Raw genomic sequence first — 21397 nt, 5'->3', positions numbered from 1 at the left:
TGACGGGCCGCTTTCGACGCCGCAGCATCGTGGGCGACCGGAGACGCACGACGACGCGCCGTCGCGCCGATCCGCCCGCAATCGATGCACGAGGCACCGGCATGTACGTAGATCCACGCGTGGCGCACGGCCGCGCCCGGTTCGACCTGGGCCGCTCTCCGCGCCTCGTCGCCGACGAGCGCCGCTGGGCAATCAGCGACGTCGTCACGCGCTGCATCGACGACTTCGCGGGCGAGCGCAATCGCCGCAACCTGATGCGGCTGCTCGAGCGCCGGATCGCGCCGAAGCTCGCGCGCCTCGGGCTCGAACCGTACGTCGGCGCGCTCGGCCGGCTCGAAGGCTTGTTCGTCAACTTCTCGACGATGAGCGCCGAGCACGGCCTGCGCGAATTCCAGCTTCAGTTGACGGTGCCCGACCTCGTGCTGCGCAGCTTCGCGTCGAACGTCATCCGGCCGCACGCGGTCGCCCGTTGCATGCAGCGCAACGGCGTGATGACGCTCACGGAAATCGAGCACGAGACGCGCATCGCGTTCGTCGCGGCGCGCGTGATGCGCGCGCTCGCGCTCGCGGAGCGCTGGCGGCAGATCGGCGTGCCGACCCCGCACGGGCTCTTCGTCGGCACGCTGACCGACACGCGCGACATCGCAATGAACACGTATTTCCGGCCCGGCGACAACGACAGGCCGTCCCGCTGGAGCGGATTCGCGGAGCTCTTCTGCGCGATGCCGCACTGGCGCCCGGAGCAGGTCCGGCACGGCGGCGATCTGCTGCAATGGATGGTCGACCATATCGTGGCCCTGAAAGAATCCGCACCGTTCTTCGAACGTTTCCCCTTCCTGCGCGAGCCCCTGCACGACGCCGGCGACCGGCTCGACGCCGCCTGGCGCGGCGCGCGCGCCGGCGCGCAGGACGCGCCGCCGTCCTGATCGCGAACGATTGCGCGGCATGCGCGGCATGCGCGACATTCGCGGCGCGCCGGCCGCGATCGCTCCCCCCGCGCGCCGGGGCCTGCTTCGTCCAGCCGCGGTCGCGCTTCACGGCCCTCTCGCTCTCTCGTAAACAAGGTCGAAACGGGCTCGCCTAACCCGCAGACTTTTCTTGCCGCCCGCTCGCACGGGCGCTTCCGGGCGCGGGGCGGCGCGTCAATGCGAGCGCGTCGATCCGTCCGGCCCCTGCCGGCCGATCGACTCGAGCACCACCCACATCCAGATCAACTCCCGGACGGTGCGCGCATGCTCGTCGCTCTGCGCGCGCCAGCGGCGGAAAGCGTCGAGCTCGCGCGCGGTCGGGCCGCCCGCGCGCAGCCACAGCAGCCAGCGCACCGCGCCCTCGCGAATGTCGTCGGCGCGCGACTGCGCAGCGCCGGAATCTGCATCCCGTTGCGATATGGTCATGATCACGCCACCGCCCGAAGCTCAATCGACGCACCTTCCCCGTTGCGCGCATCGCTGCGCGGGCCGGGGCGCTTGCCACACACGCCTCGGGTCCGACGACGCTCCACCGGGCGGCCGCTGCCGGCCCGCCCGGCGTTTGCCGGCCCTCATGGATCAGGTCGTATCGACGCGCCTTAACCCGCATGCCCCGCAGGCCGCGGGATGCCCGAAAGCGCCGGCGGAATCGCCGAAAGAAGGATGGGGAGAATGCGGACGGGTCAGCTCAGCAGCACGATGTTGCCGGGCAGACGGGTGACGCGCGCGCCGTACAGGCGCCCGACCATGTCGATCACGTCGTCGAGCCGCGCGATCGGGAACTGCGCCTGCATCCGGTTCTCGCCGAGCGCCGCGTTGCGCAGGATGACCCGGCCGGGCCGGTAGCGGTTGATCTCGGCGACGACGTCCGCGAGCGGCACGCCGTTGAACACGAGCATCCCGCGCCGCCATGCGCTGACGGCGCCCGGGTTGGCCCGCGACACCGGCTGCACGCCGCGATCGTCGTAGACGACCTGATCGTCGGCCCGCAGCGTGCGAGCGCCGCGCGGGTGGCTGAGCGCGACCGTGCCCGACAGGCAGGTCACGCACACCTGCGCGTCCGTGCGCCGCACGTTGAACCGCGCGACCGTCGCCTGCATGCGGCCGCCGCCCGCGACCACGGTGACGGGCCCGAGCGGCGCCGAGCGATCGGCCGTGGGCGCGGCCGCGTCGATCTCCGCTTCGCCCGCGACGACCTCGATGCCGTGCGCGGCGACGCGCGCGGGCAGCACGTCGACGCGCGTCTGCGTGTTCATCTCGACCGTCACCTGCGGCGACAGCGCGATGCGGCGCTGCTCGCCGGTGCCCGTGCGGTAGTCGGCCGCGAGATCGCCGAGCGACGGCCAGAGCCGCATCGGCGGGCGCAGCGCGAGCCACGACGCGCCCGCCGCGACCGCGAAGCCGACGAAGGCCCGCCGCCCCGTGCGCACCGCGCGCTCGCGCCTTGCAACGTTTGCCCACGCCGCGGCCGTCCGTTCCTCGTGCTCGAGCTCCGCGGCGGCCGTGCGCAGCGCGCTCCACGTGTCGCGCAGCAGATGCGCGGCCTGCGGGCGATCGGCGCACCAGCGCTCGAACGCGTCGGCTTCCGCTTGGCTCGCGCGCCCCGAGCGCAGGCGCGGCAGCCACGCGCTCGCTTCGTCGAGCGCGTCGTGGGCGGTATCGGCCTGGGCTTTCGTCATCGTCCGGATGCTCAAAATTTACGCGGTCCGCCTCGCGAACCGGCGTACAGGTCACTGTCTTCCTGCATGCGCTGCAAACAATACTTCATCGCCGCGCTCAGCTCGCTTTCGACGAGCCGCAGCGAAATCCCGAACTGCTCGGCGATCTCCCGGTTCAGCAGGCCGTCCACGCGGGCGGCCAGCAGGATCGCCCGGCGTCGCGGCGGCAGGCCGCGCAACACGTCCTTTAGCGTGTCGACCTTGCGGCGCGCCGCGACGATCCGCTCGGGATCGGCCAGCTCGTCGGGCATCTCCAGCAGCGTCTGAACGTCGTCGTCGTGCAGATGCCGCCGTTCGCGGCGATGCTGATCGATCGCGACGTTGTTCGCCATTCCGAGTATGTAGGCGTCGGCGTTGGACACCTGCGCGGAGACGTTCGCGTTCTCGAGGCGCAGCCAGGTCTCGTGCAGCGCATCGGCCGCGCCGTCCTTCGATCCCGTCACGCGCTCGAGGCGCCTGACGAGATACGCATAGCGCGACGCCAGCAGTTTCCTGAGCCCGCTGCGGGTGCTGTCGGACATGGCGGCCTAATTCCTCGCCGCCTGCGGACAGCGCGCATGCACGCCATTGCCGGCGGGCCGCAGCAGGATCGTGACCGGCTGCGGCAGATCCGCCGGCGGCGCGTCGTCCAGCCTCAGCGCGCGCAGCGCGCGCAGGACCGCCGCGTCGCGGGCGGCCGAACCGCTCGATGCCACCATGTTCACCGCCACCACCGCCCCCTTGTTGTCGATGCGCATCTGCGCGACGAGTCGATAGCTGCCCGGCACCGCCGCCGGCTGCGCGCACAGCGCATCGATCAGATGCGCCTGCAGCACGCCCGCGAACGCGCGCCGCTCGCCGGAATCGCCGATCCCGTCGATGCCGTCGACCGGCAGCGCGGCCCCCGCCTGCGCATCGACGGCGCTCGCCGTTTCAACGGCCGACTGCGCGACGATGATCGCCTCGTCCGGGCGCGAGAACGCCGCGCGCAACCCCGTTCCGACCAGCATCCGCTCGAGTGCGTCGCGCGGCGCGAAATCGCCCTGCACCGGCGCGCTCGTCCGCCCGTCGAGCAGCGGCGCGCTCGCCAGCACGATCAGCTCGGTGAGCCGCGCAAAGTCCTGCAAGGTCTTCGCGAGGGGCTGCGCGGGCAGATCGAAGTGCGCGACGCTGCCCGGCTGGCGGCCGGCGGCGCTTGTCTCCTGCGCCTGCGCGCCGCGCATGCACAACGCGACGAACGCAAGCCACGCGACGAGCGCCAGGACACCGGTCCGCGCCCGTGAACGAGTCATGAATGCCTGGACGGAAGTGAAGTGGCACGCCGCCGGCGGAGCCGGCGCATCCCGTGTGCGGCTCCGTCGCGAGCGAACGACAGATTGTGCGTGGACACTATGACAGTCAGGTGAACCGTGCAGCGGCGCGAGTCAATGCGTGCACGCGTGCGTGCACGCGTGCGTGCGTGCGCGACGAAGCCGGTGCGCCGGCCGCACGCCGGAACGCCGCGCCGTTCACGGCCCGCGCACGGCGAAGTTGCCGATGCCCGTGGCCACGACGGCGATGCGCGTGTCGCCGGACCACAGCGTGATCGTGACAGGTACATCGATGCTTTCGTCGCCGAGCACGACGCGCGACAGCGCGTCGCCGCCGTCCGTGTAGCGTACCGACACGCCCGTCACCTCGCCGCCCCAACGACGCGCGCGAAACAGCTCGTCGGTCATCGGCGCCCACGCGCCGCTTTCGGTGCGCTGCATGAAGCGGTAGCCGCCGCCGTCAGGCTGCCATGCGATCGACGTCGAGCGCACCTGCGCTTCGTCGCCCGCCGATTCGAGCAGGTTCGCGAGCCGCTGCGCCTCCTCGGCCAGCCCGGTGCGGCGATTGCGCGACGGCGCGAGCGTCACGACCGCGACGAGCAGCCCGACGATCACGAGCACGACGAGCATCTCGAGCAGCGTGAAGCCGCGTTGCGACCGGCGCCGCCGCGCCCGTTCCCGCGGCCCCTTCGCGTGCGGCGCTCGCGTTTCGCCGTGTCGCGTCATCATGTATTCACCGGCGCGCTGAAAATCCGCTCGTCGCGACGTTCGCCGCCGGCGCGGCCCTCGTCGCCGTATCGCTAGCACGCCTGATGCGCCTGCTCCGGCGCGGCCCGCCGCGCGGAATCCGAACGCGTTCGTGCGCTGAGCGCCGCATCACTGCACCATGTTGTTCAGCTCGATGATCGGCATCATCACCGCGAGCACGATCACGAGCACGACGCCGCCCATCGCGAGAATCAGCAGCGGCTCGAGCAGGCTCGTCAGGAACATCGTGCGGCGTTCGAGCTCGCGCGATTCGCCTTCGGCCGCGCGGTCGAGCATCGTCGTCACGTCGCCTGTGGCCTCGCCCGAGCGGATCAGGTGCACGAGCACGGGCGGAAACGTCTTCGTGTGCGCGAGCGCGCGCGACAACGCCGAGCCCTCGCGCACGCGCACGATCGCGTCGTCGACGTTCGCGCGCATCGCACGGTTCGACAGCGTCTCGCCCGCCGCCTGCAGCGCGCGCAGGATCGGCACGCCCGCCGCGCTCAGGATGCCGAGCGTGCTCGCGAAGCGCACTGTGTTGTAGCCGCGCACGAGCTTGCCCGCGAGCGGCGCGGTGAGCGCCCAGCGGTCGAACGCGAGCCGCGGCCCGGCTTGCGACAGCACCTTGCGCACCGCATAGGCGGCCGCGACGAGCGCGGCGAGCGCCGCCCACCACCAGCGGCGGACGAAATCGGACAGCGCGAGCATCACGACCGTCAATGTCGGCAGTGGCTGCTTCGTGCTCGTGAACACGTTCGCGACCTGCGGCACCACGTAGCTCAGCAGGAACGTGACGATGCCGAACGCGATCAGCGTGACGACGGCCGGATACGTGAACGCGAGCAGGATCTTCTGCCTGAGTGCGTTGCTCTGCTCGATGTAGTCGGCGAGCCGCGACAGCACGACGCCGAGCTTGCCCGTGTGCTCGCCCGCCGCGACGAGCGCGCGGTAAATGTCGGGGAAATCGCGCGGATGCTGGCCGAGCGCGTTCGCGAACGAATGGCCGCCGACGACTTCCGCGCGAATCGCGGCCATCAGCTCGCGCACGTACTCGCGCTCGGCCTGCTCGCTCAGCACCGCGAGCGATTCGTCGAGCGGCAGCCCGGCGACGAGCAGGCTCGCGAGCTGGCGCGTCAGGATCGCCTGCTCGCGCTGCGACAGCTTGCGCCCGAGCGCGAGGCGCTGGTGGCGCTCGCCGTTCAGGCGCGACGCGGCCGCCTCGACGACGAGCGGCGTCAGGCCCTGCGTGCGCAGCCAGTTGCGCCCCCCGCGCGCGCTGTCCGCTTCCAGCACGCCTTTCAGCGTGCGGCCGGCAGGATCGATCGCTTCGTAGCGGAATGCCGACATGTCAGTGTTCTCCTTACGCCGGGACACGCCCCGCGGGCCGCGGGACCGCGGTCCGTTTGCGATGCCGCCGAACGGCGTCGCCGGGCAAGACTAAGGAGCGAACCGGCGCAAATTTGTGACGAATGTTGGGCTACCTTTTCGGCTCGCCGGTCACGCCGATTCGCAATTCCCGCATCTCGAAAAACGATTTTGGATCGCCAAATTCAATCGATTATTCCGATGTCGATTTCCCGTTCAAATATCGCCACCCCAATTTGTTCGCCCAATCAAAATAATGACGAACGGCTGCGAGAGAATCATCGAATCGATTACGGCAAGAATGCTCCGCTCAAGCTCCCGGTGGGCGATGCGCGACGATGCCCGTCGGCTCGATCCCGGCATCCGTTTTTTCTTTCCGTTCTGAATTTTTCCGGAATCATGTTTTTGTCTACCCAAATAAATCGATCGTATTTTTATTTAAAAATGTTCCGTACCATTCGTTATGAAAAATTCACACGCGATTGGAGAATTTCCTCCTAAATTTACTCGGCGGCCGATACGGCATTCCGTCCGCAGCAGCAGGCTTCCCGTTTATCTTCGTTCAAGGAAATTCTCATGAAATCCAGCAAGCGCAAGATCTGTCAGGTCCTGGCTCTCGTCGTTTCGGGCATGGGCGCATCGCTCGCGATGGCCGCGGGCCCGGTGATTCAAGGCGGCGGCTCGTCGCTCGTCGCGCCGACGCTCGGCACCGCTTCGCCGGCTGCCGGCGAATTCGGCCTGTATGGCACCGCCAGCGCCACGTTCACGTACTACTCGGTCGGCTCGGGCGCCGGCCAGAACGCGTTCCTGAACAACCAGCCGACGTACTTCGGCTCGGGCGTCACGGGCACGGTCGACTTCGCGAACAGCGACGCCGCACTCACGACCGCACAAGTCACGTCGTACAACGCCAGCACGGTCGGCGCGAACAGCGGCCCGCTGATCCAGATCCCGTACATCGTGACGGCGATCACGGTGCCGGTCGTCAACGGCCCGGCCGTAACGAGTTCGATCACGCCGCAAACGACGCCGGGTCAAGCACACAGCATCGCGCTGAACGACGATGATCTGTGCGGCATCTTCTCGGGCAAGATCACCGACTGGGGCCATGTGGTCAACCCCGAGACCGGCACGTTCTATGCGTCGAGCGCGCCGATCAAGGTCGTCTATCGCGCTGACGGCAGCGGCACGACCGAACTGCTGACCCGCCACCTGGCCGCAGTCTGCACGACCAATAACACGGCTTCGGGCGTCAAGTTCATCGATTCGCTGACGTTTGCGAATACGTCGGCGTTCCCGACCGGCGTGCCGGCGAACTTCATCGCCGCTTCGGGCAGCGGCGGCGTTCGCGCCTCGCTCGCGTCGCTGTCGACGGCCGGCACGGCCGCCGTCGCGTACCTGAGCCCGGACTACACGAACACGTACATCGCATCGCAAAGCTCGGTCGTGACGTCGTCGGGCGCGCTGCAGCTTCCGCTCGCCAGCCTTTACAACGCAAAGGACACGAAGTACTACGCACCGACGTACGCGAACGCGACGACGGCAATCGGCACGATCTCGGCACCGTCGACGAAGGCCACCGCCGCCGATCCGACGCAATGGGTGCCGGTTTCCGGCACTCCTTACACCAACCTGGCCAATCCGTCTGCCGGCTATCCGGTTTCGGGTACGAGCCAGATCATCCTGAGCCAGTGCTATGCGGACGCCACGGTGGCATCGAATGTTCAGAGCTTCCTGAACCACCACTACACGGACGCCAGCTACGCATCGGTCGTGCACGGCAACGGCTTCGACACCGTGCCGTCGGGCTTCAAGACTGCGATTTCGGCCGATTTCCTGAGCAACACCAGCGGGTACGGGCTCGATATCAACAACGCGAACAGTTGCCTCCAGTATGTGGGCCGTTAATTCGAATCACCGCTGATTCGACGCGTCCTGCTGAACCCGCCTCGAGCGCTTCGAGGCGGGTTTTTTTCATCCTTCGACGCCTTCGCGATCCATCGCCGACACTCGCGGGCTGCATGTATCACGTGCTCCCCGTCTTCCGGGTCGTCCTCCGTCGAATCGGTCAGGATGCGTTGACCGAACAGTCCATCGAACCAGCCTCTCAAACGAGTCCGATTCGGATGCGTAAAATGAAAACTCTCCGCATCGAACAGTCGAAGCGGAGAGTTCTCGTTCACTCAGTCGGACTGAATCGCGAGATACCGGGTCGCGCGGTATCCCCCGGCTTCATTCAGAACCGGTTCAATTTTCCAAGCTCTTCCTTGCTGAGCAACGTCCGCTGAGTAGGCCCTGCCGCCCCGAAGCCAAGCAGCGAAACGGCGTTCGACGAATCGTAGCCAACCTGTTCCGACTTGCGGCGCTTCGCTCCACCGTCCGGGCCGTTATCCCCGAAGCCCTCGACCTGCACGCTGATCGTCCAGCGGCGCGGCGCAGCGCCCGATGCATTGTTCTTCGCGATATCCTGCGCAACCTGACTCGCCGCCGAGGCGGCCGAACTCGCGGCCGTCAGCGCGCCCGTGTTGACGGCCTGCACGAGCGGAATGCCGGTCGCCTTGCCCGTCACCTGAATGTTGTCGGCGTTCACCACACGCAACGCTGCAACGTTGAGGTTGCCCGCGCGAATGCCCGCATCGCCCGCATCGACGGTGCCGCGCGGCGCGATCAGGTTGACCGTGCCTTTCGGCGCGCCCGGTATGCTCTGTAGCGTCGCGATGCCCGCCCCCGTCACTTGACCACGCGAATCGACCGTACAGTAATGATTCGCATCGCAAACATACTGTGGCGCCGGCGTGTCGGCCGACGTCTTTGCGCCCTTGCCCGCGTTGATGTCGCCGTTCGAACTCCAGATCGTCATGTCGCCGCCCTGCTCGGTGAAGATCCGGCTTTGCGCGAGCAGCACGCTTTGATCCGCGAATATGCCGACATTGCCCTTCTCGAGCGTCAGAATCCCCATCGTGCCCGGGCCCGCTACAACCTTGCCGTTGCTGTCCACGATCTGCGGCGGTGCCGTCGTGCTGCCCACGAGCGCCTGCCCGCCCGGCCCGAGGATCGTGACGTCGCCGCCCTGCTGCGTCTGAATCGTCGTGCTGCGGATGTCGAGATCGCCCGTGCTGACCGACTTGTTCGCGCCGTTTGAACCGCCGCCGAGATTGTTCGCGGTATAGCTGTACGAGGCGGGGAACAGCGTATTGATCGCCTGATAGCCTCTTGCGTACTGGCCGCGATACGGGCTCGATGCATCGTTGAAGTCCGCGCCCACTTGCGCCAGCACGCCGAACAGCACCTTTTCCGCAAAGAGTTGCTGAACGTAAGACGGCAACGCCTGGAATTGCTTCCATGCTTCATCGGCCGTCAACGGGCCGACCTTGGCCAGTGCCTGGTCCTTGTCCACCTGCAATCCAGTATCGACGCCAAGTCCCGCGTCGTACTGCTCCATGAACGCAATCAATGCCGGTGTCGCACTCGGTACGCCGGCAACCGCACTGCCCGGCGCGATATAAGTCGCGATGAATCCCGGCAGATCAACGCCCGGCCCGACACCGAACATCACGTTGACGTTCGCGCTCTCGTGCGGCAGATTCGGATTGTTTGCGTTGCCGACTGCGTCGATGCCCGTGAAAACGTGTGCGATGCCGCCGGTATCGGCTTGCTGGTTGTACAACTCGGCCTGACTCGTCAGCGGGCCAATGTTGCGTCCCGCCTGCACGTCGAACCAGCCTGGGCCACCGACCGACAACACCGGCACTGCACCACCACCACCGTTGTGGGGAATCGGCGTGTCGTAAATGTCTCGGCCTGCCACGATGCGCGTTACGTCGGAGCTGCGCAAGTTCTGCCCCCAGAACGCCAGGTTGACGATGTCCTGCCCGGCTTGCATGAACGCCGGCTTGTCGATCGACAGCGTGACGAGGCTCCGGTAGAAGCCGTCACTATCACCGGGGGTATCGGCGGTGCCGTTGAGGATGCTTCCGTTCAGGCTGTAGATGCGCGCAGGCAGCATGTCGCCATCATGGAGCGCAGTCAGCGCATGTGCAGCGAGCGTCATATCCGTCAACGCCGGAATCGCTGCTTGCGGATTCGTCGGCGAAGGCATCTGCGACGGATCGGCGTCGGACAAGCCAAATGTATTAGGCAATGCGGCGCTGGTCCGCCTGGACGATACATTGGAAAGGGACACCGACTGATCCGCAACCAGATTCAACTGGCCGACTGCCGACGGATAGAGCACGCCGCCTGATTCGACATGAATCCCGCCGTCAAATGCTGTCAGATTGACGCTCGCCGGCAATACTCCATTTGCCCCCGTCAACAAGCCACCGAGCGCGCCGATTCGGATGTCTCCGGTTGTGGATAGCACATTCACGGCGGAAGTCGATGAGTAACCCTGGCTGTCGGCGTACTGTCCGTAGTTGAACAGATGAACAGCCGAGGTAGGCTGCCCGCCGGGCGGCGCGAAACTGCTTGCATAAGACGGATTCAACACTGCGCCGATGTCCGCGCCTTGACGCGCCGTGACATCGAATATGCCATTCTGCGTCGCAAGCACCGTCGATACGGCAATCGGAGCCACTCCAGTCTGTGGAGACATCACGGCAATATCCGACCCGATGCTTCCGCCAGCCGATATCGTCCCCGTTCCCTTGGCGACGAAGTAGTCGCCGCTCAGAATATCGCCGCCGGCATGCACTGTCAGATTCCCGCCGCCAACGGTGACGGGCTTGTTGTTTCCATCCAGGTACCACGTAGTCGGCAACGACACGGCCAGATCCGAGATATTGCCGCCGGCACTGATCGACACGTTGCCGCCGACGCTCATCACGCCTTGGTCAAACGCGCCGAAATCAATCGAGGACCGGGTCAACCGAGCAAGGATGGCGCCACTGATGTCGGCGGTTTCTCCCGGCGTGATCTGCATCCACTGCCACCAGTACTGGCTGATGCTGTTGCCTGCCCCGCCCGTCACTGCACCCGTCGCGTCGGTCACGCTCTGGACGCCATTGATGTCGCCCTGCACATGGAGCGAAATATCGCCGGCCGAATCCGGATTCACGGTGGGTGTGACCAGTATGTCTTGCAGACCTGGCTGGCTGCCATGAGCGACCGCCGAGGCGAGACCCAACACAGGATTTCCCTGCGTGGGCGCACCCGCCGTATACACGACGCCCGGTGCGGTTGTATCCGCCAGCGTGAAATCATTGCCCGCCGCGATATCGATCGATCCGGTACCGGTTCGGATCGTTGTCGGTTGCAACAACGTCAACCCGTTCGAATCGACGTAAGCGGTGTGCTGGTTCAACGTCACGTTGCCCGCCGGCGCGCTGCCGGCGTTGAGTGCAGCAACAGGCTGCACGGCAAGCGGATTCGCGCTTGCGAGATCGGCGCCGCCGACAATGCGATACGACGAACTTTGTCCGCCCAGCAACGCGGCAAAGCTGATCGGCAGCGGATTGTCGGCCGTCGCGACATTCGCTGGCGTATTGCCGGGTAATGCACCGATATTGATGCCCGCCATCGGAATCGACAATGGGGCGGCGGGAGCATAGAAAAAATTATATGCGCCATGCGGGCTGATGATCGGCGAATTCGACGAAGCTATTCCGGACACCGTGTCCAGGTAATTTTTATAGACCGATACATACGTCTCATAGTCTGCCGGACTGGACGACAAAATCGGTGGAGTTGGCGTTCCGAATTTCGGAATGACTATCGATCCTTTAACCAATCCCGTAATCCCGATTTGACTATAATTCGAAAACCAGCCTTGGTATTCCGCAATATAGTCGCCGTAGGACGAAGAGCCCGACAAGACGGGAGCGGAGGTATGTAACGGTGCATAAGGCATGATATGGAAAGCGTACTTTCCACTTGCCCAGCTCCCATAATACGTACCCCATGAACTACCGTACTGCAAATAGTCCGAATAATATTGAGCTGCCTGATTCTGCAGCGGCGCACTCAGCGCGTAATTCGGATCATGCAACGGATTCGTCGAATCGGTACCGATCGAAGTCAGCGATTGACTCGACCCGTCGACAAATTGCACGGTAATTGATGCAGGATCATCCAGTGACACCAGGTTGTTGTACAGCGTCAGCGCCGCCGCATACGTCCCGGTAGCCGTCGCATTCCCCGCCGCCCCGAGAATCGTCGCCACCTCGCTCTGGAAAAATCCGTCGGTAATGCTCGCTTGCGCATCGAAATTGTTCGTCGCCCGGAACGTCAGCATCGGCGCGACCGTGCCGTGATACCGATACGAAGGCACGATCGTCCCGCTGTTGTTCGGCAGCCCCGCGCCAAGATTCCAGTTGGACAGGATCGAGATATTGCCGCCGTTGATCGCCGTGCTCGGGTTGTCGAATTCCACACCGGGCGCGACGCGGAAATTCGCGATGTGCGCCGTCGATCCCTGCAGCGTCGGCCCATTGGCGCCGAGCCCGTTCTGAATGAATCCCATCAGCGTTCCCGGCGTCATCGACAGCGTGCCGTCGCTCGCCTTGACGATCTGCCCACCGTAGAACGTCTGGTGATCGGCGTTCGCCGTGGTCGGCACGAAGTACGCGCTGTCCATGCCTGGGAAGCCGATCGATGAAATCCCGGTGTACAGCGAAGCAAGGTCGGCCTGACTACCCGTCAGCGTCACCTGCGCACCCGTCGCGTTGTTCGTCAGCGTTCCGCCGCCGTCGCCGTTCGCATCCGGCGCGAACGTGAAGGTCGGCGGATTGGTGCCTTGCGCGGTGAACGTGCCGGCCAGCAAATGCCCGTTGCTGTCGTACCAGCCGGCCGGATCGACGATGCCGTCGAAGTGCTGCCCGCTCGGCGACGCGTCGGTCGTGCTCCACACCGCATACGCTTCGAGCGTCGTCGCGCGCGAACCGACGATGCCCTTGCCGCTGTTGAATGCAGTCGGCAACTGGACATCGACGCTGCCGTCCGCGAGCAGCGGCGCGCGGAAATTCACCGTGCCGCCCGACAAGCCGCCGGCCGTCCCGCCCGATACGTCGATCAGCGCATTCGCGCCGACACGGATCGCGCCCGAATGCGACGGATCGATGTTCTCGTAGCCGTAAGTCGCGTTGTACGGATTCGCGACGCCCGGATCGAACGTCGCGCTCGTGCCGACGTTCACCTTGCCGCCGCGTTGCGTCGGATCGGAACCGCGCGCGAGCAGCGTGCCCTCCACGTCGACGCCGCTGCGGCCATACAGGTCGATCTCCCCGCCCGCCTTGCCCGACGCGTCGATCGTCCCCAGCACGTTCACATTGCCGTTCGCCGTATCCGACGCATTGCCCGCGCCGCCGTCGGCCGTCAGCGATACCGAGCGCGCGGTCAGCGCATTGCCGGCCGACAGCGTCAGGTTGCCCGACTTCGTGTGAACCGTGATCGACTGGTTCACGCCGCTCGACGCGAGCGTCTTCGCGAGCGAATCCAGGTCGGCCGCGCCGGCCGTGTCGAGCGACAGCGAACCGCCCGCATAGCCGTTCGCCGCACCGCCCTTGATCGCTCCGTTGAGATTCACGACCTGTTTCGACGCCGACAGCGTCAGGCTGCCCGCCGCACCGCCACCGTTCGCGCCCGAGAAATCGAGCGTCGCGCCCGGCTGCACATCGACCGTTCCCGCATCGGCGGTCAGGATGATCGAGCCGGCCGGCGCGTACTGCGTCACATCGAAGAACTGCTTCGACACGCCCGCCGAGCTGACCGTCGAGCCGCTGCCGATCGTCAGGTTGCCGTTGGTCGCCTCGAGGCTCACGTTGCCGGCCGGTGCGGCGATCGTCGCGCCATTGTCGGCAAGCATGCCGCCGACGAATTTCCACGCGCCGCCAACCGGCGTTTTCGTCAATGCGGTGCCCGCTGCACCGTTCAGCGTCAGCGCGCCGGTCGTCTTCACGGTCGATGCGGAACTCGTATCGGCGAGATACACCGGCGCACTCAGCGTCACCGGCAGCGCACCGAAATCGAACGTCCCCGTACCTTGCCCGACGATGCCGCCGCTCGCGGTCATGTTCGCCGACGAGAATCCGTTCAGCGTCTTCGTGCCCGTACCGAAGTCGATCTCCTTCGCGTTGACCGCCAGCGTGCCGTTGCCCGTCGCCGCCGCGCCGGCGGGCGCGCCCGTCTCGTTCGTGAACGCGATCTGCTGCCCGTTCAGCGTCACGTGGCCGCCGTCGCTCGTGAACGTGCCCGCGCTCAGATCGACGCTCTTGCCGAACGTCGCATTCACGTCGCCGACGAAGCCGATCGCACCGTAGCTGCGCAGCGTGACGAGATCCGCATTGGCGAACTGCGCGAGCCCGGCAGGATCGATCACGAAGCCCGGCAGGTTCGCCGCGGCCGCGCCGCTCGCATTGGTGAACGTGATCGCGGAGCCGTCGGCCGTAATCGCCTTCGCCGACAGCACCGCGCTCGGGTCGACCTTCAGGTCGCCCGACGAATCGAGCATCAGCGCCTGCCCGCCCGTGAGCGTCGCACCTGCGCCAACCGCCAGCAACCCGGCGCCGGTGCCGCCCGTGCGCGTGAGCGGCGCCATCGCGCCGTTCGACACGCGCAGCAGCGCGCCGTCGCCGGCGATCGCGATCGGCTGGTCCTTCGCCGCCGGATAATCGCCCGCCGCCGCGATCGACGCGCCTGTGTCCACACGCAGGCCGTTCGCCGCATTCGGATCGGTGCCGCTCGCGTCGGTCTTCGTCACGAGCAGGATCTCGGGGCCCTTCAACGACGAGTTCGCATCGTTCGACACCACCACGCTGTTCGCGATCGGCGTGATCGTCACGCCTTTCGTCGTCGCCGTGCGCGTGCCGCCGATCAGCAGGCTGCCCGCGTTCAGCGAATCGAGCGCATCGCCGCCGATCTGCAGATAGCCGGGCAACCCCGCGCTGCCGTTGCCGGTGACCTGGATGTCCTGCGACGCGATGTCGACCTCGGCCGGCGCGCCGCCCGCACCCGCCGCCGCATTCAGCGTCGCGCCGAGTGCGAGCGCCTTCGTCGCGGCCAGCGCGAGCTGGCCGCCGTCCACCGGCAGCGGCGGCGTCACGTTGCCCTGCTTCGCGGCCTGCGCGGTGAAGAAGTCGTTCGCTCCCTTCAGCGTGTATTGCGAGTATTGCTGCCACACCTTGCCCGACTGCACGTTGAAGAGCGTCGGCGTCGCACTGCGCCCGCCCGTCACCGCATCGGCGAAGTATCCTGCCGCCACGACCGTGCCGTCCGGCAGCACCTGCGATGCGCCCGGCACGACGTTGCCCGTCGTGGCCGACACCGTCACGCGGTACGCGCCTGGCAGCGTCGCGTACTTGCCCGGCAGCAGCGTGTAGTAGCCGGCCGCGAGGCCGGGTACGCCGGACAGGTACACGGCCTTGCCGATCGCGTCGTTCATTCCGGCCTGGCCGACGCCGAGCGCTGCGGGCGTGGTCGTCGGCGTACCGTTCGCGGCGACGTCCGGCTGCACCGACTGCGCGAACACCGGATCGTAAGCAGCCACCGGCGACTGCACGCCCGGCACGATCGCGTAGACATTCCCCGCGCCGGCATTGGTCGGCACCGCCGTCGCACCCTTGCCGCTCACGTAGCTCACGTTGTATTGCGAAAGCACGTCGCGCGTGCCGCCCGTGCCCGGCACCCATTCGGCCGCCTGCAGATCGCCGCCGCCCGACAGGTCGATCGTCGCGCCCTTGTCGAGCGCGACGCTGGTGCCGTTCACGCCGATGTACTTCGCAGGCGGCGCATTCAGGTCGGATGCCGTCGTGCCCGCGAGCGGATTGAACTGCCACTCGACACCATCGATCGTGGTGCCGTAAGGAATGATCGATCCGCCGTTCGAAACCGACGTCACGCTGCCGTTCGCGAACGTCACTGAATCCGTCGCGACGAGCGGCAGGTTGCCGAACTGCTTCTGCGTCGTGCTGTTCGACGGATCGCCGACGCCGAACACGAGCGTGCCGGACGGCGCACGCACGTTGCCGCCCTGCACGATGTTCGTCGCATCGACGAGCAGCGTGCCGCCGGCCGACAGCGGCGTGCCGGACGACCCGGTCGAACCGAACGTAACGGTGGTCGGAGCGAGTTTGCCCGTAACCGGATCGGCGGGGCCGACTGCATCGACGATAAACGTGCTTCCAGTGACCGGATAAATGCTCGCCGCGCTGAACGTCACGTTGCCCGGCGTATACAGCACGCCCGGCAACAAGAGATTCGCCACCTGCTGCGACACGCTGGTCGAACTCAGGCGGATATCGCCGCTGCTATTGAGGTTCGTCTGGCCGAAATTGTTGAGCTGGAACTGATTGCGCAGATCGACGAACGACGCGTTCACGTTCAGCGTTGCGTCGGAGAGCGTCGCGACAGGAACGAATTGGGGCGACAGCGAAGTCATCGTCGGGCCCACCAGCGCGACATAAGGCGCGTCGACCGTCACCGTCGTGCCGAGCGGATTGGCCGGCGGATGGGCAAGCAGGTTCGTGAGTACCGAATTGCCGCTCGCCGGCAACGCCGGGGCCGACAGCAACGTGGACAGTTGGTCCATCCCGATTGCGGCAATCCGACCGGTATTCAGCGTCACCGATTCCGGCAATGTCAGGTTCACGTTACCGGCAAAGACGATCGGCGGCACCGGGGACGGAACAACGGCCGGCGTACTGTCGCCCAGCACGAGATTCGAGAGTCCCGAATCGTTCAGGCGGTCGGCGGCAAACTGGATCACACCGGTCGGCTGTCCGATCGGCTGACCGGTCGTCGGATCGATTGCGGTGGAGAAATCCGCGCCCGGCTCGAGGCCGGCCGGCACGAGCGTGCCGCTCTGTCGCACGACGAGCGCGGTCGCGCCTGCCACGCCACTGTTCTGGTGCGGCAGGACCGTCAGCGTGCCGCCGCGCGCCTGCGATGCACCGCCATGACCGGCCAGCGTCCCGTCCGCGAAAAGACCGTACGCGGCCGACAGCGTGATCGAACCGGCGTCGCTCCACACGGGTTGCGACGCATACGTGCCGTTCGCCTGCAATTGATCGAAGTTCGCCGATGCGCCGGACACGTCTATCTTCGAGCCGGCTTGCGTGACGACGTAGCCCGTATCGCTCGACAGCGTCACCGAGCCGCCCGGCAGCACTTTGCCGGTATTCGGCACGACGGTCGTTCCGCCGATCTTGACAGGAGCAGCGAGCGGATCGGACAGTGCGACGCCCGACACGTCGAGCGTCGCGTCGGGACCTAGCCACACCGACCGGCTGCCGCTCGGAAAACCGCCCGAGTATTGTCCTGTCTGCGCGAACTTGCCCCCGGAGGAATCCGCACTCAACGTGATCGCCCCGCCCGGCGCGCGCATGGAGCCGAGCACCGTGACTTGCGTCGGCGAGCCAAAACCGATGCTCGCTCCCGCATCCGCGTCGATCGATGCGCCCTGCGACAGCGTCACGGCTCCCGTCACGCCCGGATATGACGGCACCGTGTTGGATAACCCCACCCACGACACGTAGGCGCCTCCCGTCATCACGAGGTTCGTGGCCTGACGATGATATGCGTCGAGCTGGCCAACCGTCGTCAGGCCGCCTGTCGACAGGTTCGCGCCCGAACCGGTCTGCTGCAACGCCAGCGCGTCCGGAATTCGATTGCGCTGCGTGAGCGCGACTGTCGCGCCCGGCGCCACCGTCGCGTCGTAATACGCATTCAGAACATACTTGCCGAAACCGTGCTGCGAGAAAAAACTCTCCGGCAGGTACACGTCCCACGGCGATGCCGCGGAAGGATCGCCGCCGATCCGGAGGCCGAGCGCCTGCAGGGACAGCGTCCCGCCGCCGGAAAAGCCTTCGCTGAGGATCGTGCCGCCCATCGCGATCGTGCCGGCCGTCGGTTGCTCGCTAGGCAGGATCGTGGCGCTGCTGACGCCGCCGAAGCCGCCCGAGCCCGACGTTGCGTACGTCTGCAGCGTCACGTTGCCACCGCGGCCGACAGGCACGCCGTTGCACATCAACAGTTGCCCGTTCGCGGTCATCTCGCCGCCGCTGGACACGTCCAGTACGCTCCCTGGCTGAAGCAGGATCGATCCCGTCGTATCCGTGATCGGACCACCCCGCGTCCCGATCGAAGTCGCATCGGCCGACAGCGAAATGCTGCCGCCGTTGATGAACTGACTGTTGCCCGGGGTCGTGCCCGGCGCGGCCTGCACATCGTTGTTCACCCACTGCCCGGCTGCGCTCAGCGCGCCCTGCGGCCCAACGACGACATTGCCGCCGCTCGTGATCGAAATCGAACCGGACGGCGCGGACAACCGCCCCGCAACATTCACGTCGGCACCGACCGCCGGGCTGTTCAGCGAGATCGAGCCGCCCGGCTGCAGGTTCATCTGCGTGCCCTGCGCAACCACGATGCCCTTGCCCGCGTTCTTGTCCTCGGTCACGTTCAGGCTCGCGAAACCGCCGTGGTTCAGCGTCGCGACCGGGATCACCCGAGTCGTCAGCAGATTGTTCGGATCGTTGCCCGACGGCGCCTGCGAAGCGGGCTTGTCGAGCGACGTATCGATCGAGAAACCCGGCATCAGCGCACCGAGTTGCGGCGCCTCGTCCTGCAGGATCGTCAGCCCCGAGATGCCGCTGACGGAATGGTCCACGCCGCTGGCACTGTTCCATGCGAGACCGACCAGCGCCCCACCGGCCAGCTTCGGATCGGCGCCGAGGTTGAACGTGCCGCCGGACGGCAGGCTGTTGCCCTGCATCTGCTTCGCGCCGCCGAATGCCCGCGCGCTGATGTCGCCGTCGAGTACCAGCGCCTGCGACGCGAACAGGTCAAGCGTGCCCGCATTGCCGCCGACGATGTAGTCGCCCTGATAGGTGCCGCCCGTCAACAGCGGGTTGTACCAGGACTTCGTCACGCCCCAGCGCGGATGGCTTTCGATGAACTGCCCCGCGATGCCGACATAGCGCTCGTACGGGCTCGCCTGACCGATCGGCACGATCGCGCCGTTGGCGTCGACGAGCCGTGTCGTGTTGACCATTCCGCCGTTGTAATGCACATAACCGCCGTTCAGGTTCATCGACGAACCGGCCGCGGTCATCACCTCGTTGCCGGACAGCGTGATCGTGCCACCGTTGGTCAGCAGTTGATCGACCGTGCGCGGAATCAGGTTCACGTACCCCGACAGGTTCAGGATCGGGCTGCCGACCCACTGCACGCCGTCGCTGCGCGTGCCCGCGAGCGTGCTGTCGACGACGACGCCCTTCAGCCCGAACAGGAAGCTGTTGCGCAGCAGCGGCGAATCGGCCAGTTCGTTCTGGCCGATCCGGTCGATGGTCAAGAGCGTCTGCGAGATCGGCGTCTGGACGTTCGCGAGCCCCGACACGTCGATCGTCGCGCCGTCATCCACGTAGATCCGGCCCGGCACCGCGGTCTGTCCGGCCACCTTGTTCGTCACCACCGACGGCGCATAGGCCGTCACCGACACGTTCGAGCCCGGCGCCTCGATCAGCGAGCCGCCCTGGAACCACACGGAGCCGGCCGTCATCGCGATGCCGCCGGGCGTGAAGGTCGTGCCCGGCGTCGATGTCGCCGTCTGGCCGTTTTCGTCGGGCAGCACCGTCGTCACCGATCCCGGCCCGAAGCTCAGCAGGCCCGCGCGATTGACGTTGTCGCCACCGCCGGCGCCGCCCGTGACCGGCGTCGGGCCGGTATACGGGTTGCCGAGCGGATTGTTCGACGCGTACTCGTCCGCGGTCGAGATCGTGATCGCGCCCGGCGTGTTCACGCTCGTCGTCACGCCGACCACGCCGTTCTGCGCGACGCGGCTGCCGAGCAGGTTCACGTTGCCGCGCGCAGCCTGCACGATGCCGGTATTGGTCAAGGTGCCGGCCGGCGTGACGTCGATCGTGTAGCCGGTCTGCAGATCCGTCGTGACGATCTGCCCGCTCAGCTCCGGCAGCAGGACTTGCGGATTGCCCGTCGCCCCGGTTCCGTTGGGCCGCAGGCTCACCCCCACGCCCGCCGCGAGCACGACCTGCCCCGCCGTCGCCGAAATGCTGCCCGCGTTCGTCACGTTCGGCGCGGCGACCAGCACGAAGCCGCCATCGCTCGCCGTGCCGTTGGTATGCGTCGTGATCGAAGCGCCCTGTTCGATCGTGACGTCGCCCGGCGCCTGATACGCGCCGCTCAGCAGCACCTTGTTGCCGAGGCCCAGCACTTCGTTCGGATTGCGCGCCCCCGCCACGCCGCTCGAACTCCCCGCCTCCGGATAAGCCAGCCCGCCCGTCGTGCCGGCCGGCAGGCTCAGGAACTGCTTGTTGCTCGCGACGATGCCGTCCGCCGTCGGCGCGAGCTGGTTCTTCATGTCGAGCAGGTTCAGCGACGACGCGACGAGCGAATGCACGTTGATCTGCGACCCCGCGCCGAACAGCACGCCGTTGCGGTTGATCACGTACACCGCGCCCTGCGCGGTGAGGTTGCCGAGGATCTGGCTCGGCCGGCCGCTCGGATCGTTGATCCGGTTCAGCACCGCCCAGTTGTTCGCGCCGTTCGTCTGCGTGCCGGCCGATTGATCGAAGTTCAGCGTCGTCTGCCGGCCGACGTTCATCGTCTCCCATGTCAGCACCGCGTTCTGCCCCGTCTGCTTGACGTCGACGTTCACGTGCCCGTTCGCGTCGACGCTCTGCGCGGGGGCGTTCGCGTTGAACCACAGCACGGGATTGTTCGAATTCGGGTCGCTCGACGCGCCCGTGGCGACCTGCAGCCCGCCTGGCGCGAGCCCGTTCGGCACGGTCGAAGGCAGCCTGGCGGCCGCCGCGGCCGCGTTCTGCTGCGCGGCGATCTGCGCGGCGATCGCATGCGCCGCGTAACCGAGATTGCGGATCGACGGCTGGCTCGCCTGCAGCGCCTGCTGCGGCGACATGCCGAGATTCGGCACGCCCGCCGCGCCGACGCCGCCCGCGCCGCCGCCCGATGCGCGCGCGGCCCGCCGCCCCGAGGTTCATGATGCCCGCCGCGTGCGCGTGCGTCGACGCGCCCCGCCAGCAGCATCAGGGCGACGGCCCGAACCAGCGGCCGCAGTTCCGATTTGAGGGCCGACCGCGAGCCCGTCGTGTCAGGTTGTCGTGCGATACGCGCGCGTGCTGCCATTCTTCACTCCGAATCCTGGAAAATTGCGCATGGCGACGAAACGCGCCGAAAACGACGCCGAATCGAAGCCGCGCATGTCGTTGCCCTTGCGTTGCGCCCGGGTTGCGTCCGAGCTGCGCCTGAAACAGGCCGTGACAGGCCGTGGAATCGAGAGAACATACGAAGGCCCGATGGCAACGGCATGGCGGGTGTTACGGACCATTCCGGCCGCCCGCGA

9 protein-coding genes and 1 pseudogene are annotated in these 21397 nt (G+C 66.8%); 2 read left to right on the top strand and 8 right to left on the bottom strand.

Annotation, left to right across the window (positions count from 1 at the left end):
- Positions 1-101: 101 nt before the first annotated feature.
- Positions 102-926 carry a hypothetical protein gene (locus WT16_RS08245; RefSeq protein ID WP_063533094.1) on the top strand — a complete coding sequence of 275 codons (825 nt, stop codon included), beginning with the start codon at positions 102-104 and terminating at the stop codon, positions 924-926.
- A gap of 216 nt (positions 927-1142) precedes the next feature.
- On the opposite strand, the gene WT16_RS08240 is transcribed toward WT16_RS08245, so the two are convergent.
- The 6 genes from WT16_RS08240 to gspF form a co-directional block, all read right to left on the bottom strand.
- Positions 1143-1394 carry a FecR/PupR family sigma factor regulator gene (locus WT16_RS08240; protein WP_231892037.1) on the bottom strand — a complete coding sequence of 84 codons (252 nt, stop codon included), beginning with the start codon at positions 1392-1394 and terminating at the stop codon, positions 1143-1145.
- Positions 1395-1651: 257 nt separating this feature from the next.
- A complete protein-coding gene (locus WT16_RS08235) occupies positions 1652-2647 on the bottom strand; it encodes a FecR domain-containing protein (RefSeq protein ID WP_063533092.1) in 996 nt (331 codons plus the stop codon).
- Positions 2648-2658: 11 nt separating this feature from the next.
- A complete protein-coding gene (locus WT16_RS08230; protein WP_006026840.1) occupies positions 2659-3207 on the bottom strand; it encodes an RNA polymerase sigma factor in 549 nt (182 codons plus the stop codon).
- A gap of 6 nt (positions 3208-3213) precedes the next feature.
- Positions 3214-3957 carry a secretin and TonB N-terminal domain-containing protein gene (locus WT16_RS08225; RefSeq protein ID WP_059928438.1) on the bottom strand — a complete coding sequence of 248 codons (744 nt, stop codon included), beginning with the start codon at positions 3955-3957 and terminating at the stop codon, positions 3214-3216.
- Between the two features lie 216 nt (positions 3958-4173).
- The gene (gene gspH / locus WT16_RS08220; RefSeq protein WP_006026842.1) at positions 4174-4704 is read right to left on the bottom strand and encodes a type II secretion system minor pseudopilin GspH; all 531 of its coding nucleotides are present in this window, start codon (positions 4702-4704) and stop codon (positions 4174-4176) included.
- Between the two features lie 147 nt (positions 4705-4851).
- A complete protein-coding gene (gene gspF, locus WT16_RS08215) occupies positions 4852-6069 on the bottom strand; it encodes a type II secretion system inner membrane protein GspF (protein WP_063533091.1) in 1218 nt (405 codons plus the stop codon).
- Between the two features lie 594 nt (positions 6070-6663).
- On the opposite strand from gspF, the gene WT16_RS08210 reads away from it, so the two are divergent.
- On the top strand, positions 6664-7995 hold the full coding sequence (locus WT16_RS08210; RefSeq protein WP_063533090.1) for a substrate-binding domain-containing protein: 1332 nt from the start codon (positions 6664-6666) through the stop codon (positions 7993-7995).
- Between the two features lie 328 nt (positions 7996-8323).
- On the opposite strand, the pseudogene WT16_RS08205 reads toward WT16_RS08210, so the two are convergent.
- Together WT16_RS08205 and WT16_RS33555 are read right to left on the bottom strand one after the other, a co-directional pair.
- Positions 8324-21180 (bottom strand): annotated as a pseudogene (locus tag WT16_RS08205) (filamentous haemagglutinin family protein).
- Positions 21146-21382, bottom strand: coding sequence for a hypothetical protein (locus WT16_RS33555; protein ID WP_156521415.1), 237 nt, complete (start codon positions 21380-21382; stop codon positions 21146-21148). Before WT16_RS33555 ends, WT16_RS08205 begins: the two are co-directional and overlap by 35 nt.
- Positions 21383-21397 lie beyond the last annotated feature (15 nt).

The organism is Burkholderia sp. MSMB1589WGS, from assembly GCF_001636105.1.
Taxonomy (GTDB): Bacteria; Pseudomonadota; Gammaproteobacteria; order Burkholderiales; family Burkholderiaceae; genus Burkholderia; species Burkholderia humptydooensis.
This window is presented reverse-complemented; position numbering and strand designations above follow the sequence as displayed.

What these genes read in the sequence shown, in the direction of transcription:
- WT16_RS08225 (WP_059928438.1), bottom strand. Translation starts at nt 3,957, where the DNA reads ATGACTCGTTCACGGGCGCGGACCGGTGTCCTGGCGCTCGTCGCGTGG.
- WT16_RS08235 (WP_063533092.1), bottom strand. Translation starts at nt 2,647, where the DNA reads ATGACGAAAGCCCAGGCCGATACCGCCCACGACGCGCTCGACGAAGCG.
- WT16_RS08230 (WP_006026840.1), bottom strand. Translation starts at nt 3,207, where the DNA reads ATGTCCGACAGCACCCGCAGCGGGCTCAGGAAACTGCTGGCGTCGCGC.
- WT16_RS08210 (WP_063533090.1), top strand. Translation starts at nt 6,664, where the DNA reads ATGAAATCCAGCAAGCGCAAGATCTGTCAGGTCCTGGCTCTCGTCGTT.
- WT16_RS08245 (WP_063533094.1), top strand. Translation starts at nt 102, where the DNA reads ATGTACGTAGATCCACGCGTGGCGCACGGCCGCGCCCGGTTCGACCTG.
- WT16_RS33555 (WP_156521415.1), bottom strand. Translation starts at nt 21,382, where the DNA reads ATGGTCCGTAACACCCGCCATGCCGTTGCCATCGGGCCTTCGTATGTT.
- gspH (WP_006026842.1), bottom strand. Translation starts at nt 4,704, where the DNA reads ATGATGACGCGACACGGCGAAACGCGAGCGCCGCACGCGAAGGGGCCG.
- gspF (WP_063533091.1), bottom strand. Translation starts at nt 6,069, where the DNA reads ATGTCGGCATTCCGCTACGAAGCGATCGATCCTGCCGGCCGCACGCTG.
- WT16_RS08240 (WP_231892037.1), bottom strand. Translation starts at nt 1,394, where the DNA reads ATGACCATATCGCAACGGGATGCAGATTCCGGCGCTGCGCAGTCGCGC.